This is a genomic window from Budvicia aquatica DSM 5075 = ATCC 35567, from assembly GCF_000427805.1.
In the GTDB taxonomy this organism is placed as follows: domain Bacteria; phylum Pseudomonadota; class Gammaproteobacteria; order Enterobacterales; family Enterobacteriaceae; genus Budvicia; species Budvicia aquatica.
The window spans coordinates 28442-44521 of record NZ_ATYS01000047.1 but is presented as its reverse complement, the minus strand read 5'-3'; the positions used below and the strand labels follow the sequence as shown (position 1 = coordinate 44521).

11 protein-coding genes and 1 rRNA gene are annotated in these 16080 nt (G+C 46.6%); 3 read left to right on the top strand and 9 right to left on the bottom strand.

Annotated elements, in window-relative coordinates; translation table 11 throughout:
• From YWE_RS0116265 to metE, 6 genes are all read right to left on the bottom strand, one after another.
• Window positions 1–250, bottom strand: a 16S ribosomal RNA gene (locus YWE_RS0116265); the annotation flags it as partial.
• Window positions 251–644: 394 nt separating this feature from the next.
• Window positions 645–1175 carry a menaquinone-dependent protoporphyrinogen IX dehydrogenase gene (gene hemG, locus YWE_RS0116260; protein WP_029095499.1) on the bottom strand — a complete coding sequence of 177 codons (531 nt, stop codon included), beginning with the start codon at window positions 1173–1175 and terminating at the stop codon, window positions 645–647.
• Between the two features lie 42 nt (window positions 1176–1217).
• On the bottom strand, window positions 1218–2669 hold the full coding sequence (trkH, locus tag YWE_RS0116255; protein ID WP_029095498.1) for a Trk system potassium transporter TrkH: 1452 nt from the start codon (window positions 2667–2669) through the stop codon (window positions 1218–1220).
• A gap of 36 nt (window positions 2670–2705) precedes the next feature.
• Entirely contained in the window at window positions 2706–3317 is a 612-nt protein-coding gene (locus YWE_RS0116250) for an IMPACT family protein (protein WP_029095497.1), read from the bottom strand.
• Window positions 3317–4648 (bottom strand): Xaa-Pro dipeptidase, encoded by a 1332-nt coding sequence (pepQ, locus tag YWE_RS0116245; protein WP_029095496.1) that lies wholly within the window; start codon window positions 4646–4648, stop codon window positions 3317–3319. The genes YWE_RS0116250 and pepQ overlap by 1 nt, the downstream gene beginning before the upstream one ends.
• Window positions 4649–4764: 116 nt before the next feature.
• Entirely contained in the window at window positions 4765–7041 is a 2277-nt protein-coding gene (metE, locus tag YWE_RS0116240; protein WP_029095495.1) for a 5-methyltetrahydropteroyltriglutamate--homocysteine S-methyltransferase, read from the bottom strand.
• Between the two features lie 101 nt (window positions 7042–7142).
• Between metE and metR the strand changes: the two genes are divergently transcribed.
• Window positions 7143–8039 carry an HTH-type transcriptional regulator MetR gene (gene metR, locus YWE_RS0116235; protein ID WP_029095494.1) on the top strand — a complete coding sequence of 299 codons (897 nt, stop codon included), beginning with the start codon at window positions 7143–7145 and terminating at the stop codon, window positions 8037–8039.
• 3 nt (window positions 8040–8042) lie between these two features.
• On the opposite strand, the gene YWE_RS0116230 is transcribed toward metR, so the two are convergent.
• Window positions 8043–8918, bottom strand: coding sequence for a carboxylate/amino acid/amine transporter (locus YWE_RS0116230; protein ID WP_029095493.1), 876 nt, complete (start codon window positions 8916–8918; stop codon window positions 8043–8045).
• Window positions 8919–9128: 210 nt separating this feature from the next.
• Between YWE_RS0116230 and YWE_RS27570 the strand changes: the two genes are divergently transcribed.
• Window positions 9129–11426 carry a zinc/cadmium/mercury/lead-transporting ATPase gene (locus tag YWE_RS27570; protein WP_036016336.1) on the top strand — a complete coding sequence of 766 codons (2298 nt, stop codon included), beginning with the start codon at window positions 9129–9131 and terminating at the stop codon, window positions 11424–11426.
• Here the strand turns inward: YWE_RS27570 and YWE_RS27565 are convergent, their stop codons facing one another.
• Window positions 11427–12569 (bottom strand): fatty acid desaturase family protein, encoded by a 1143-nt coding sequence (locus YWE_RS27565; protein WP_051323386.1) that lies wholly within the window; start codon window positions 12567–12569, stop codon window positions 11427–11429.
• Between the two features lie 208 nt (window positions 12570–12777).
• Entirely contained in the window at window positions 12778–14583 is a 1806-nt protein-coding gene (gene edd / locus YWE_RS0116215) for a phosphogluconate dehydratase (protein WP_029095492.1), read from the bottom strand.
• A 501-nt stretch (window positions 14584–15084) separates the two neighbouring features.
• On the opposite strand from edd, the gene gntR reads away from it, so the two are divergent.
• Window positions 15085–16080 (top strand): gluconate operon transcriptional repressor GntR, encoded by a 996-nt coding sequence (gene gntR, locus YWE_RS0116210; protein ID WP_029095491.1) that lies wholly within the window; start codon window positions 15085–15087, stop codon window positions 16078–16080.

Below are 16080 nucleotides of genomic sequence, written 5' to 3'. Positions count from 1 at the left end.
TAGCTAATCCCATCTGGGTTCATCTGATGGCGCGAGGCCCGAAGGTCCCCCGCTTTGGTCTTTCGACGTTACGCGGTATTAGCTACCGTTTCCAGTAGTTATCCCCCTCCATCAGGCAGATCCCCAGACATTACTCACCCGTCCGCCGCTCGCCGGCAAAGTAGCAAGCTACTTTCCGCTGCCGCTCGACTTGCATGTGTTAGGCCTGCCGCCAGCGTTCAATCTGAGCCATGATCAAACTCTTCAATTAAAAGCTTGATGCTCAAAGATTACTTTCGTAATAAAACTTTGTAATAAATTACAAATGAATTACTGCTTGGTCACTCTTTAAGACTTAGTATATTTTTCGCCACAGAGGTGGCTATGATACCGTCTTGTGAGTGCCCACACAGATTGTCTGATAAATTGTTAAAGAGCGGTGTTGTAGGGAGAAAACTTCCTGCAACACGGGCTGCGAATAATACGCTAACCCGTTAGAGAGTCAAGTGTTAAATCTCAGATTTATTCACCCACATCTCGGTCTGCGCGGCTGTTTGCCGTGTCAGAGGTTGCGCATTATAGGGACTCTGAGTCATCTGGCAAGTGCTAAATCGCAATTATTATCTGAACGCTTTATTTTTCATCAAAACGGTGGTTTATAACCGCTATTTGCTGATTAAACGAGCAAAGTCAGCGCTAAACCGCTTCACCTGCTCCCAATCTGTATATTCAACGTCTTTACTGCTATCGGTTTCACCGCCGGTCATTTTCATAATCAGCTGAATCATTACCCGATCTAACCATGTATAGCGAGGGTAACGCAGTGCGCCGGCAAAAACGCCGCAAATTGTAGGTTGCCATTTAGTTGATAGCAGATACTTGTGGGTATAACTATTGGTTTGCGGTGACTGTTTCTCTGCCTTACGGGCAATCAGCGATACTGAAACAAACGCCGAAGGCATCTGATTCAATATCTCACTATTACGATCGATAAAAGCTTTAAATGTTTTACTGAAATGGCCATATCGAATAGATGCACCGACCAGAATACCTTTGTAGTCAGCTAAATTAACCTCTGGCATATCATCCAGATTGTAGAGATCTACTTTGATATCACCCTGAATCTGGCTAGCAATATAAGACACAATGGCCTTAGTTTGCCCTTCTCGGCTGGAATAAAGCAGTAACGCCCTCATGATTTCTATTCCTTATTTTCTCTTTCTTGTTTATCGCCGTTGTTATTCACGCCAGAAAATTGGCATAAACAGAACTAAAAGTGTGAAAACCTCTAAGCGGCCAAACATCATTGTTATAATCAAGATCCACTTAGCGGGGTCGCTGACTTGAGCATAGTTACCGCCGAAATCACCAATACCAATGCCAACATTATTCAATGATGAAACAACGCCAGTAAATGCGTCGAATGCATTTAGTCCGGTAGCCATCAAAGCCAACATACTAATAATAAAAACTAACGCGTAAGCCGAAAAGAAGCCCCAGACCGCTTCAATAACTCGCTCCGGCAAGGCCCGGTTACCCAGTTTGATGGTATACACTGCATTAGGATGAACCAGACGTTTAAGTTCCCTTACCCCTTGCAAAAACAGTAACAACACCCGAATAACTTTCAGACCACCACCGGTAGAACCTGCACAACCACCAATAAAGGTCGCAATTAATAACATCACCGGCAGAAATAATGGCCAGTCGGCGACTGCTTCCGTTGACGACCCCGTTGTCGTTGTCATCGATATTACGTGGAAAAAAGATTGATTCAGTGAATCAAATAACGATCCATACGTATTCTGTCGCCACAGAACTAATGCACAGATAGCAATCAGAATGACCTGAATAAAGAAATACATTTTGAATTCAGGATCCCGCCAATACACTTTTATACTGCGGCCACTGAGTACGGCAAAATGAAGGCCAAAATTACAGCCGGCAATAAATAAAAATACCGCTGTAATATTATTAATCAGGGAACTGTTATAGAAACCTAACCCGGCTTCATGAGTGGAAAAACCCCCGATAGCAACGGTTGAAAAACTATGACCAATAGCATCAAAGGGCGTCATTCCCGCAGCCCACAGAGACAGCGCACAGGCAACGGTCATCAATACATAGATGAGCCATAACGTTTTTGCTGTTTCTGCAATCCTCGGTCGCATCTTACTGTCTTTTAGCGGCCCCGGCATTTCAGCTCGGTAGAGCTGCATTCCACCTACGCCCAATAAGGGTAAAATGGCGACCGCTAATACAATGATACCCATACCCCCTAACCACTGGAGCATCTGGCGATAAAATAGAATAGCTTTGGGCAAACTATCTAACCCGACAAGCGCAGTAGCACCGGTGGTTGTTAGCCCGGAAAATGATTCAAAGAAAGCATTGGTAACGCTCATTCCAACCGGATCGGCAAACAAAAAAGGCAATGCGCCCACGCTGCCCAATACCGCCCAGAAAAGCACAACAATCAGAAAGCCTTCGCGAGATTTCAGTTCATTCTTTTGATGGCGATTAGGAAACCACAGAAAAAGCCCGATAATAATAGCAACAATAAACGTTTGGCTGAATGCACGCCCTGCACCGTCGCGATAAATCAACGCCACCACTCCCGGAATAATCATTAATCCGGAAAAGAGGATAACCAAAAGCCCAACAATGCGGGTGATAGTGCGAAAATGCATTTCGCCGATCCTTTTCAATAAAAAACCTGAGGATTATTACGCAACCGGAGATAAAAGCAATGCTCCGCGGCTGACATCACGCAGTTTATCTGCGATCGACTCCGCATTTAATGTCGGTAATAATAATATCAGGCCGATCTCCGCACCATAATCAGCCTGAAGAATTTGTCCGTCAACTTGCAGAAGCAGCGCCTCAACCATCGCCAGTTGGGCGTAATCACAAACCAGATGATATTCAGATTTAGGCACCTGCGTTCGAGTAGGTAATATCTTTAGTGCCTGCTGAACTCCATTACCATAGGCTTTTACCAGCCCGCCCGTTCCTAATAATATTCCACCATAATAGCGGACAACTACAGCGGCTATTTCACCGACGCCACTGCCCATCAACTGAGCCAACATAGGTTTACCGGCCGTTCCGGAAGGTTCTCCGTCATCAGAAAAACCTAACTGCTGAGAATCATTTGGCGCACCAGCAACAAAGGCCCAACAATGATGCCGGGCTGTCGGATGTTGATCTCGAATTTTCTGTATGTATAGCTTAGCGTTATCGGAACCTTTTACCGGCGCTAAGTAGGTAATAAAGCGGCTCTTTTTAATTTCTTCACTTACACTCACCGCTTCGGCAGGAACTAAATATGGCTCCATCAGGATAACTTCAAATCCCGCGTCATATTTTCAACCCGATCTTTTCGAATCACCACGTTATCCTCAATTCGAATCCCGCCATAAGGCCTGAATTTATCAATGCGTAACCAGTTAAAATTGGCATCGAACTTACCACCTTTCCATGGTGCTAACAGAGTATCGATAAAATAGAGCCCGGGCTCTATCGTCATAACCATTCCCGGCTCAAGGACTCGAGTACAGCGCAGCGCAGGATATCTCTCAGGCGGCGCGATATGTGTACCGGTATCATCTTGCATAAATCCGCCAACGTCATGTACTTGCAAACCTAAAGGATGCCCAAGCCCATGGGGGAAAAAGGTATAGCTAATCCCCGTTTCAACAATATCTTCTTCGCTCATATCAACAATAAGATCGTATTTTTTCACTAACTTAGCAATGCGGTGATGCATTTGCAGGTGATAATCAGCAAAATTGACGCCCTTCTCAAGGGTGGCAATCAGTGCCAATTGCTCACTGTTCAAATCTTTAATCAACAGGCCAAAGTCGCTGTCCGTATAGCGGGCATAGGTACGGGTCAGATCGGCGGCATAACCGTTATATTCAGCGCCGGCATCAACCAGAAAACTCAAAGATTCAGCGGGAGGCTGCTGATCTAACTTGGTATAGTGCAAAACGGCTGAATGTTGGTTTAACGCAACGATATTGTCATAGGGAACATTCGTATCACGATGACCGGTCGCACTGAGATAAGCAATATTAATATCAAACTCGCTCATATCGGAGTAGAAGGCATCACGGGCAGCCTTATGGCCGTTGATCGCCACTTTTTGCGCTTCCCGCATACAGCTCAGCTCATAGTCTGTTTTGTAAGATCGATAATAGTGCAGATAGTCGATAACGGCTTTAGGATTAATATTATCCGCTGAAACTCCCAGCCATTGCGCACGCTCAGGATTAGGCCCAATATATCCAATGCGGGTCAGAGAACCCGGTAAATATTGAGCAATTTCATCCGCTTTTTTTAGCGGTGTAATATCAATATATGATGTCCAGAAGCTATCAGGCACTGGTTCAACGCTATACCAGTAATCTACCGGTGAATAAAACCAGAGCTTGGGCGTGTTCACACCATCCACCAGAATCCAGCAGCTCTGAACTTCGGTCACCGGAACCCAAGCTTTAAAATGTGGGCTCGCCTTAAAAGGGTAATATCTGTCGTCAAGAAACAGACCAGCCAGTTCACCGGAATGAATGAGCAAAGCATCAAGTTTGTTTCGCTCTAATACTTCACGCGTACGCTGTTGTAGTGTCGAAATATGCGCCTGGTATAACGATGCTAACTTTTCCATTAGATCACCCAATTAAGTATCAACCTGACTAATTTTATCACAGCTATAAAAAAGGGGCGCCGATTGCGCCCCCTATTTACTCATTACCTGCTGATTAACCGACGTATGTATCAATATTAGTAGGTTTCTCTCAACTGACGAGCTGCCTGAACCATGTTTTCCAGAGATTGCCGGGTTTCCGCCCAGCCACGAGTTTTTAGGCCACAATCAGGATTGACCCATAAACGCTCAGCGGGAATTCGCTGGGCTGCTTTACGCAATAAAGCCTCAATCCACTCAACGCTCGGCACATTTGGCGAATGAATATCATAAACCCCTGGGCCAATCTCATTCGGATATTCAAATGACTCAAAGGCTTCAAGCAACTCCATATCAGAGCGGGATGTTTCAATGGTAATTACGTCGGCATCTAGAGCGGTAATCGCATCCATGATGTCGTTAAACTCGCAATAACACATATGGGTATGAATCTGAGTATCATCCTGAACACCTGAAGCATTAATACGGAAAGCTTCAGTCGCCCAGTTCAGATATTCATTCCATTCCGCTTTTCTCAACGGTAAGCCTTCTCTTAAGGCAGGTTCATCAATTTGAATAATACCGATACCCGCCTGTTCCAAATCGGTCACTTCATCTCTTAGGGCCAGGGCAATCTGTTTAGCAATGACTTCCCGACTAACGTCTTCACGCGGGAATGACCAGCAGAGAATAGTCACCGGGCCGGTTAACATCCCCTTCACCGGTTTAGTGGTAAGGGACTGGGCATATTTAGCCCACTCAACGGTGATCGGTTCAGGGCGACTGATATCCCCGATAATGACCGGAGGCTTAACGCAGCGAGAACCGTAGCTTTGTACCCAGCCGTTTTGAGTAAAAACAAAACCATCCAGATGTTCGCCAAAATACTCCACCATGTCATTACGTTCAGCTTCACCATGTACCAGCACATCCAGACCTAAACGTTCCTGCTCCAGAATTGCCTGTTTGATATGTTCACTGATACCAACGCGGTATTTACTGGTGTCTAAACGACCTTGTTTAAAGTCGAGGCGCAGTGAGCGGATTTCCGTCGTTTGCGGGAATGAACCGATAGTCGTGGTCGGCCATGCAGGCAAATTATATTTAATACGCTGTTGCTCAGCTCGCACGTCGTAAGGTTGCTGGCGCTGGCTATCTTGCGCTTGAATCCCGGTTACCCGAGCTTCAACCTGAGCATTATGTACTCTTGAAGAACCATTACGGGCACGGATTGGCGCACTATAATCAGCCAGCTGTTGTTGAAGTTCTGGGTTCGCGGGCTGGTTCAACGCCTTAGTTAACAGGCCAATCTCGCCACATTTCTGAATGGCAAAGGCAAACCAGCTTTTAACCTCATCGTCTAACCGTTGTTCGCGGCTCAAATCAATCGGGCTATGTAGCAGAGAACAAGCGCTACCGATCCAAAAAGTACGAAGCGTGATTAAAGGCTGTAAGCGCTCAAACCAGCGGCTTAAATCCGCACGCCACACGTTACGACCGTTAATCACGCCCAAAGACAATACCCAGTCAGCCGGTAATTGTTGATGAAGTTTAGCGACATCATCTTTACCGGCAACCAGATCAATATGTAACCCCTGTACCGGTAGCTGGCGAATAGTTTCGAGGTTATGCCCGACGCCATCAAAGTAGGTAGTTAGCAGCAAGTTTACCTGGCCTTGAAGCGCTTGGTAGGCCGGTTGATAAGCCGCCAGCCACTCCTGAGGCAGATCCAACACTAATGCAGGTTCATCAATTTGTACCCACTCGATACCACGCTCAGCCAGCTTTGCCAGCGCTTGCTGGTAAACCGGTAAGATATCGTTGAGTAACGACAGGCGGTCAAACTGCTCACCTTTCACTTTGCCTAACCATAGATAGGTTAAAGGCCCTAACAGCACGGGTTTTACTTTATGTCCTAGTGCCAGAGCTTCATCAACTTCATCAAACAGCTGGCTCCAGGCTAATTGAAAACCTTGGCCTTTATGGAACTCAGGCACCATGTAGTGGTAGTTAGTATTAAACCACTTGGTCATTTCTGCCGCCGCCGCAGGCTCACCGCTCGGCGCTCTGCCACGACCAATCCTGAATAAGGTATCCAGACTAATCTTACCGTCTATACTCTGATGGCGTTCAGGAACGTTGCCTAACAATAAGCTGGTACCCAATACATGATCGTACCAGGCAAAATCGCCTACGGGGAGTAAATCAACGCCGGCATCGCGCTGCTGTTGCCAGTGGCGAGAACGAAGTTCACGCCCGGTTGCCAGCAGGCTATCCTGGTCGATATCACCGTTCCAATAACTCTCTAATGCTTTTTTTAATTCACGCTCTAAACCAACGCGTGGGAAACCTAAAATATGACTTTGAATACTCATAGCAACCTCATTTGGACGTCTAGATGTTTACACATCTATAATCAACAGGTATGGTGTATTCCACAAGCGCAATATTTTCATACTCATGGTGAAGAACTTTCATGATCGAATTAAAGCATTTACGCACCCTACAAGCATTGCGACAGTCAGGCTCGCTGGCCGGTGCTGCAACACAACTGCATTTAACTCAATCAGCTTTATCCCATCAGTTTAATGAGATCGAACAACGGTTGGGCTATCGGTTATTTGTACGTAAAAGCCAGCCAATCCAGTTCACCGCACAGGGAGATATTCTGCTAAATCTGGCGGACAGAATTCTTCCTCAGATTCAGCAAGCGCTACAGTCTTGCGATGAACCACCAAAAGATAAGCTGCGTTTAGCGATTGAATGCCATAGCTGTATCCAATGGCTGACGCCAGCCCTGAATGCTTTTCGTCTGGAGTGGCCAGAGATCACAATTGATTTTAAAGCCGGCGTTACCTTTGACCCACAACCGGCACTACAGCAGGGAGAGTTAGATCTGGTGATGACATCAGATATTTTACCGCGCAGCGGCCTTCACTACTCCTCACTGTTTGATTTTGAAGTCCGCCTGGTTGTTGCACCTGAGCATCCGTTAGCCAAAAAAGACGTTCTGGAGCCACAAGATTTAGCCAATGAGACTTTATTGATTTATCCGGTTCAGCGGCAGCGGTTAGATATCTGGAAGCACTTCCTGCAACCGGCAGGCGTGACTCCGGCCCTAAAAAACGTTGATAACACCATGCTACTGATTCAAATGGTTTCGGCCCAAATGGGGATTGCCGCACTTCCACACTGGGTGGTTGAAGGCGTAGAAAAACAGGGATTAGTCGTCACTAAAACGTTAGGAGATGGCCTATGGCGCAGGCTTTATGCCGCAGTACGGGACGGCGAGCAAAATCAACTGGCCATAGACGCTTTTATTGATGTTGCTCGCAACCATGCCGGCAGCTTACCTTTTGTGAAACTCGCCTGATATTCAGGCGGTTTTCTCTATTGGCTGCGCATGACCCACAACCCAGCGTTTATGCACCAGCAATGACGTAAAAATAATACCGCCGCCAACAATCAACCGTAACCAATCAACATCGTGCTGCCAGATAGCAAAGTTCACCAGCAGGCCCGCCGGAATTAACACATTATTCATGATCGCCAACGTTCCCGCATCTACCTGTGTTGCTCCATAGTTCCACATAAAGAAGCCAAGGCCGGATGCTCCGATTCCCAGCCACAGTAAAATACCCCACTGCACGCCGGTAGTCGGCAATTTACCGGCATCGCCAAACGCTATCCATGCAACACTCGCCACGCAAAGAGCACCAAAGTAAAACCATGAGAATGCACTGCGCTGTGGCATAGGGCAGACTTCCATCAGTCTTTTATAGCCGACCTGACCAATGGCAAAGCAAATATTAGCGCCCTGAACCAGACATAAACCAAGCCAAAACTGAGGGCTCAATTGGTTATAGCGAATAACAGCAGCCCCAAATACCGCCAATAGTGCACTGAGCAAATATCCAACTCTAAGCCGATTTCCGGCCAAAAGATCGTAAATCAGTGTGACGTAAATTGGCGTCATAATCGTAAATAATAAAATTTCCGGCACGCTGAGATAAAGAAAAGATTGGTAATAAAACAGGTACATAATGCCCAGTTGGAATGCTCCAACGCACATGTATAACAGGGCTTGTTTAATAGTTACACCACGAAACCGCCAAAAAGGCAGGAACACAATAAAAGCCAGTAAGATACGAATAAATACGGCAAACCAGCTGTCTACCTGCCCTGAAATGTAAACGCCTATCAGGCTAAAAGAAAATGCCCAAAGTAGCGTTGTCGCGATAAGTAACGGCATAACAAATATCACCTTCTGACTCAACAGCAAAGAGCGGAAGTATATTTTAGATTAGTTATACTTTCTAACGTTATTTAGTTTACATCTGAGTAATAATAAACCAATTAACGATAATTTAATTAATCTAAATTTCTATTAAAACCCTATTGACTCTGGAGTGGGCTCCAAGGTGTAGAGTACGTTCATTACATGAGGATGAGGGTAACCCTGATGACTAACCACAATGAAACTAAAGCCACGATAATGCCGGAGCTGCATGAACATGATGACCATAATCATGCCTCTGGTCATGCTCATGAACATCACCATGCACACAGTCATGATGATAACAATCAATCCTGCTGTAGTCAGTCTGCCTGTGCCAGTAACGATACGCTGGAACAGCTGACCGAGGGCAGCACCCGTCTGACATGGCAAGTGCTTGGCATGGATTGCCCGAGCTGTGCCAAAAAAGTAGAAACGGCGGTTTCTCAAGTGGCCGGGGTCCAACACGCAAAAATTCTATTTGCGACCGAAAAACTGGTTGTCGATACTCAACAAAGTGAAGGTCTGGCTGATAAAATCGAGCTGGCAGTGAAAAAAGCCGGCTATACGCTCACCTCTGTTTCCGCAGCAGGATCCGCATCTAAAAAAACCGACAGATCACAGCGCTTCAAGGAATATGCCCCACCGGCTATTCTGGCCGTTCTGATTTTAGCCAGTTGGATTATTGAATCATTCTCGCCGTTTTATGGTCGGATAGCTTTTACGCTGACCACCCTGTTTGGCATTATTCCGATCGGCCGTCAGGCTATTCGCCTTACCCGCTCAGGCACCCCGTTTGCCATTGAAACGCTGATGAGCGTATCAGCTATAGGCGCGCTGATTATCGGAGCCACCGAAGAAGCGGCGATGGTACTGATGTTGTTTATGATTGGCGAATTACTCGAATCTTACGCCGCCAATCGTGCCCGTCAGGGCGTCACATCCTTGATGGCATTACTGCCCGAAGAAGCGGTATTAGTCAGTAATGGCGTAAGAAAAACGGTTGAGGCCTCAAGCCTGCGCCCCGGAGACATTATCGAAATTGCGCCGGGCACCCGCCTACCGGTTGATGCTGAGTTACTCAGCGACAGCGCCGGTTTTGATGAAAGCGCCCTGACCGGTGAGTCGATTCCGGTCGATCGCCTGCGCGGAGAAAAAGTCGCCGCGGGTAGCCTCGCGGTTGATACCGTTATTCAACTTAAGGTGTTATCTGAACCGGGCAAAAATGCGATTGATCGTATTCTGGCACTGATTGAAGAAGCAGAGGAACGTCGTGCGCCAATCGAACGTTTTATCGATCGCTTCAGCCGTTATTACACGCCAAGCATTATGCTGTTTGCCCTTCTGGTGGTTATTATTCCTCCGCTGGCCTTCGATCAGCCGTGGGAGACCTGGATTTACCGCGGGTTAACATTGCTGCTGATTGGCTGTCCTTGTGCCTTAGTCATCTCGACGCCGGCAGCAATAACGTCTGCACTTGCATCAGCAACCCGCCGTGGTGCCCTGATTAAAGGCGGAGCAGCTTTAGAACAGCTAGGGACCATTACTCAAATTGCATTCGATAAAACCGGTACCCTGACCGAAGGCAAACCGATGGTCACTGATATTATTCCACTGCAAGATATCAGTAATGTGCAATTACTCCAGTTAGCATCATCCATCGAGTCAGGTTCTCACCATCCATTAGCGCAGGCGATTATCCGACGCACTAAAGAGGCGGAGATCAAGTATGCCGAAGCCGAAGAACGCCGGGCTATTGCAGGTGTAGGTATTCAAGGAAGAGTCGGTAATCAGCTTATTCTGATTAGCTCCCCCTCTAAACTAAACGAAGAACAGCTATCTGAAGAAGCCCGGCAGCAAATCGTCCGGCTAGAAGAAGAGGGAAAAACTGTCGTAGTGGTAGTGCGCGATGGCAATACTATCGGTCTGATTGCCCTGCGAGATACAATGCGGGCAGATGCTAAGCAGGCTCTGACCGCCTTGCGTAATATTGGCGTAAACGGCGTTATGTTAACCGGTGATAACCCTCGGGCTGCGGCCGCTATTGCCCATGAGTTAGGCATTGAATATGAGGCCGGATTATTGCCGGAAGATAAAGTAACGGCGGTTATTGCATTAAATAAACAGCAGCCTACGGCGATGGTCGGAGACGGCATTAATGATGCACCGGCGATGAAATCATCAACCATCGGAATTGCTATGGGCGGAGGTACTGACGTCGCACTGGAAACCGCCGATGCCGCACTGACTCACAACCGGCTCATTGGCCTGCTGGACATGATCGTTCTGTCACGGGCAACGCGTAAAATTATCCGCCAGAACATTACGATTGCCCTTGGGCTGAAAGCCATATTTTTGGTCACCAGCTTAGTCGGTCTGACCGGGCTCTGGCTGGCGGTACTCGCTGACTCAGGAGCAACCGCTCTGGTTACGGCTAATGCGTTACGTCTGCTACGTAAACAAAAAGAACAACGGGAAGGATAATCATATTTCCCCGTCTGCCTTATGGTGGCCGGGGAAATTATCTTCATCCGGCCCCTTATTATTTCCCATCTCCCGTAAGAACTTCTGCTGATACCTGAACAGCTCTCTGAGCGTAACGCAGTGGTACTCAATATTAAATTCAGACACAGTCTGCTCAATAACCTTAGCTAATTTCAGATAATGCCGGTGATTCCAGTTGGGGTATAGATGGTGGGTGAGGTGCATATTCAGGCCACCAATCCAATAGGTCAAACATTGTGGAGTCGTCAGCCAGTCAAAAGTGGTTGAGAAGTTATGGTGATACCAGCCATGTGGCATCGAGCCCTGCTCAGGAGGTAAATAAAACTTTGCTTTGGCCCAGTGGGTTCCCAGAATCAGAACCACAAAAATCAGTGATGACAACATCTGGCTTAGCAGATATGCCACGATAACTTCGGTAGTAGAAATCGATAGCGCCCGTGCGGCCATCATTGGAACCAGAAGGGATATCGTCAGATGAAGCGCCTTACTCAACAAAAAGTAGCCCCAGCCTTTAATACCTCGATGCCGAAGCTTAGGGGTTACCTGGGTCAGCCCGGCACGGTCCAGCCAATCAGTCACCCAAATAAAAATTGGAAAAGTAAGTGCCGCCGCTACGGGCCAATAGTAGTGCTGCCAACGCATTAAAAACCACCAGCGTTGATAAGGCGTCTGACGCAATATGCCATTTTCTTCAATATCCAGATCGTAGCCTTTGATATTGGTATGGCCATGGTGACAAATCGTATGCCTGACTCGCCAGCAATCCGCATCCAGACCCAGTGGAATTGTTAGCACATTGTTCAGCCAGCGGTTAGCCCACTCCTGGCGAAAAATGGCATTATGCGATGCGTCATGTACGACATTTACAGCGAGAAATAGCGTAGAGAAAAGAAATCCGGCATAGCTAAAAAGGAAGGCTGGTTTGCTGTGGACCGTCAGCATAAGCACATAGAGAGCAAAACAGACTGCGGATAAGAAGACGATTTTCATCAACATCCGATTATCCGCGAACCGATGTTCATGGTTATCGTTGAGGTATTGCTGAACAGCTTTATTTAGCGCCTTATGCAAGGCCAACTCATCCCGAGTACGGTAGCCAAAAGATCGCAATGGCTTAGACATTATCCTTCATCCTTACTTTCCCTATTATTCTCAGCAGCTCATCGCCTTTAAAAGCGCGACTTCAGTACAGATGCTTCACAATAACTCAGACGACGATAAGGGGAAACTAAACTTTCCGGACACTTATTCAATGATGCCGGCCTACGCCGGCAATGCCATTTTCACTATATTTAACCACTTGGAATATCTAAACCTAACGGGCCCAAAACTAAAAACAACAGGCCCCGTCTTCAGCACCAGAAATTTTATCTCTCATTGCTGAAAATAACTCTCTTCCCATACCTACATGAGACGTTGATAAGTCAGGGACGGCGGCTTTTCGCTGCGCCAGTTCGGCTTCATCTACCAGTAATTCAAGCTTGCCGGTTGTTCCGTCTATCTGAATCATGTCGCCATCCTGCACTTTCGCCAAGAGTCCACCGACATAAGCTTCCGGAGTAACATGAATAGCGGCAGGAACCTTACCCGATGCGCCGGATAGTCGGCCATCAGTCACCAGAGCCACCTTATATCCGCGATCCATCAAAACGCCCAGCGGAGGCATCAGCTTATGTAGTTCCGGCATGCCGATAGCCTTCGGCCCCTGAAAACGAACAACGACAATACAGTCACGATCTAATTTTCCGTCATTAAAAGCAGCATCAATATCATACTGGCTTTCAAATACTACTGCCGGAGCCTTAATTATCTGGCGATCTTCCGGTACGGCTGAGGTTTTCATTACTGCTCGGCCAAGATTTCCGGCCAATACTTTAGTACCGCCGTGCTTAGCAAAAGGCGCATCCAGTGTAGCAATCACTTCAGAATCGAGTGAGCAATGCGGGCCGTCACGATACGCCAGTTTATCACCGTCAAGGAAAGGCTCTTGCGTATACCGGTGCAGACCAAAGCCCGCGACAGTATGAACATCTTCATGCAGCAGGCCACCTTTTAATAATTCTCTTACCAGCAGAGAAACACCACCGGCAGCCTGAAAATAGTTAATATCACCCGGGCCATTGGGATAAATACGCGTCAGCAGAGGAACTACATCAGATAATTCGGAAAAATCATCCCAAGTAATTTGAATACCGGCCGATTTAGCCATCGCAACTAAGTGCATGGTGTGGTTGGTTGAACCGCCGGTCGCCAACAAAGCAACAATACCGTTTACAACGACTTTCTCATCAACTAAACGCCCTACCGGCAGATAATTACCTGAAGATTCAGTCATTCGAGTGACCTGACGCGCAGCCGCATCGGTAAGTTCATCGCGCAAAGTGACATCCGGATAAACAAAAGAAGAACCGGGCAAATGGAGGCCCATCACTTCCATGACCATCTGGTTAGAATTGGCTGTACCATAAAACGTACAGGTTCCGGCCGAATGATAAGAATTAGCCTCTGATTCAAGCAACGCTTCGCGCCCGACTTTCCCTTCTGCATATAACTGACGAACCCGTACCTTTTCTTTATTGGATGCCCCGGTACGCATTGGCCCGGCAGGAACAAATACCGCCGGCAGATGACCGAAAGCCATCGCGGCAATAAATAATCCCGGTACGATTTTGTCGCAAACGCCAAGAAACAGCGCACCGTCAAACATATTATGGGATAAACCAATTGCGGCAGACATCGCGATTAAATCGCGGCTCAGTAAAGATAGCTCCATTCCGTCCTGACCTTGGGTTACGCCATCACACATCGCCGGCACTCCACCGGCAACCTGACCAATAGCCCCAACGGCGTGCAGCGCGTTTTTTAAGCGTTCCGGGTAATGTTCGTAAGGCTGGTGAGCTGAAAGCATATCGTTATAAGAAGTAATGATGCCGATATTACTTTTCACCATATTTTTCAGTGATGACTTATCATCCGGTGAACAGGCTGCGAACCCATGGGCGAGATTCCCACATGAAAGCTGAGAACGGTGAACGGTTGCGCTTTTAGCTGCATCAATTTTAGCTAAATAAGCCTCTCGGCTCTCTTTAGAACGCGCAATGATTTTTTGGGTAATGTGCTCAACAGTAAGATTCATGCAGTACTCCACCTCTCTATCGGTTGTCTATATTCGCTATTATTTCAGCTGCGGAGATATACTAGCGATGTCCCCTAGTGCCGCTCACGTTTTCTATTGCAGTAGCCTCTTTCCTTTACGCACTAAAATAAATATGAAGCATTTATTTGATTACTATATACCCAAATGATACCGGTAACAATTTCATTTTAAATAAAGCTAACACGATTCAGTAAAACTAACCAGCAATTGGGTAAGTAACCATCAACAGGCTATTCATGGAGGTAAAAGGCCGCTTATTCGCTCAATAAAATGAACTAGACAAAAATTTTATGTTGTTCATAGAAATTAATTTTATTTATCTTTAATCGCTTACAGAGCTGTCTTCTAATAACAAGTATCGTAGGATAGTATTACTTTAGTTTATTTCCTGTTTATGAATATAACTACGATCATAGGCGTACTTATAATCTAAATTCTTGCTAACATAGCACATAACATAATGCTTTAATTGGTTGAAAAATGAAGAAAAAAAGACCAAGCTTGCAAGACGTTGCCAATCAGGTCGGCGTCACTAAAATGACAATTAGCCGTTATTTACGCGATACCTCACAGGTTTCTACTGCTTTACGCAGCAAGATAGCTATCGCTCTCGACAAGCTAGGCTATATTCCTAACCGGGCTCCAGAGATTCTTTCCAATGCGACCAGCAAAGCCATCGGAGTACTACTTCCGTCACTGACTAATCAGGTTTTTGCTGAAGTTCTACGCGGCATCGAAAGCGTGACTGATTCTCACGGATATCAAACAATGTTAGCCCACTATGGCTACAGTTCAGAACGAGAAGAGTTTCGCTTAGCCTCATTACTTTCCTATAATATTGATGGTCTTATTCTATCTGAACGCCTCCATACAGAGCGCACGCTAAAAATGATCGAAGTTGCAGGTATACCTGTAGTTGAAATAATGGATAGCAGCAGCCCCTGCATCGATCTTGCCGTCGGCTTTAACAATCACGATGCAGCCTATCAAATAACGAAAGAAATCCTAAAAAGTGGCCATTCCAAACCGGTGTATCTCGGTGCCCGGCACGATGAAAGAACCATCATAAGGCTGCAAGGCTATGAACAAGCTATGCGTGAATTCGGGCTAGAGCCCCGAAACATTTGTACTGACCGCCCATCATCATATAGCCTGGGTTGCGAGTTACTGAAAGAAGCTCTTCGGCGCTATCCTGACACTGATAGTATTTTCTGTACCAACGATGATATCGCTATTGGCGCAGCTTTTGAGTGTCAACGCCAAAAATTACGTATTCCCAATGATATGGCTATCGCTGGATTCCATGGACACGACATAGGGCAGTCAATGGAACCCAAACTCACCAGCGTACTAACTCCTCGCGAAGAGATAGGAAAAGTCGCTGCGCAAAGATTACTTGCTCGTCTGCGGGGTGAAACGGTAACACCTAAAATACTCGATCTTGGTTTCACTCTTCTATACGGTGACAGTATTTAA

Excerpts from the sequence above, each read along its gene's own strand:
- hemG (WP_029095499.1), bottom strand. The coding sequence starts at position 1,175 with ATGAGGGCGTTACTGCTTTATTCCAGCCGAGAAGGGCAAACTAAGGCC.
- trkH (WP_029095498.1), bottom strand. The coding sequence starts at position 2,669 with ATGCATTTTCGCACTATCACCCGCATTGTTGGGCTTTTGGTTATCCTC.
- YWE_RS0116250 (WP_029095497.1), bottom strand. The coding sequence starts at position 3,317 with ATGGAGCCATATTTAGTTCCTGCCGAAGCGGTGAGTGTAAGTGAAGAA.
- pepQ (WP_029095496.1), bottom strand. The coding sequence starts at position 4,648 with ATGGAAAAGTTAGCATCGTTATACCAGGCGCATATTTCGACACTACAA.
- metE (WP_029095495.1), bottom strand. The coding sequence starts at position 7,041 with ATGAGTATTCAAAGTCATATTTTAGGTTTCCCACGCGTTGGTTTAGAG.
- metR (WP_029095494.1), top strand. The coding sequence starts at position 7,143 with ATGATCGAATTAAAGCATTTACGCACCCTACAAGCATTGCGACAGTCA.
- YWE_RS0116230 (WP_029095493.1), bottom strand. The coding sequence starts at position 8,918 with ATGCCGTTACTTATCGCGACAACGCTACTTTGGGCATTTTCTTTTAGC.
- YWE_RS27570 (WP_036016336.1), top strand. The coding sequence starts at position 9,129 with ATGACTAACCACAATGAAACTAAAGCCACGATAATGCCGGAGCTGCAT.
- YWE_RS27565 (WP_051323386.1), bottom strand. The coding sequence starts at position 12,569 with ATGTCTAAGCCATTGCGATCTTTTGGCTACCGTACTCGGGATGAGTTG.
- edd (WP_029095492.1), bottom strand. The coding sequence starts at position 14,583 with ATGAATCTTACTGTTGAGCACATTACCCAAAAAATCATTGCGCGTTCT.
- gntR (WP_029095491.1), top strand. The coding sequence starts at position 15,085 with ATGAAGAAAAAAAGACCAAGCTTGCAAGACGTTGCCAATCAGGTCGGC.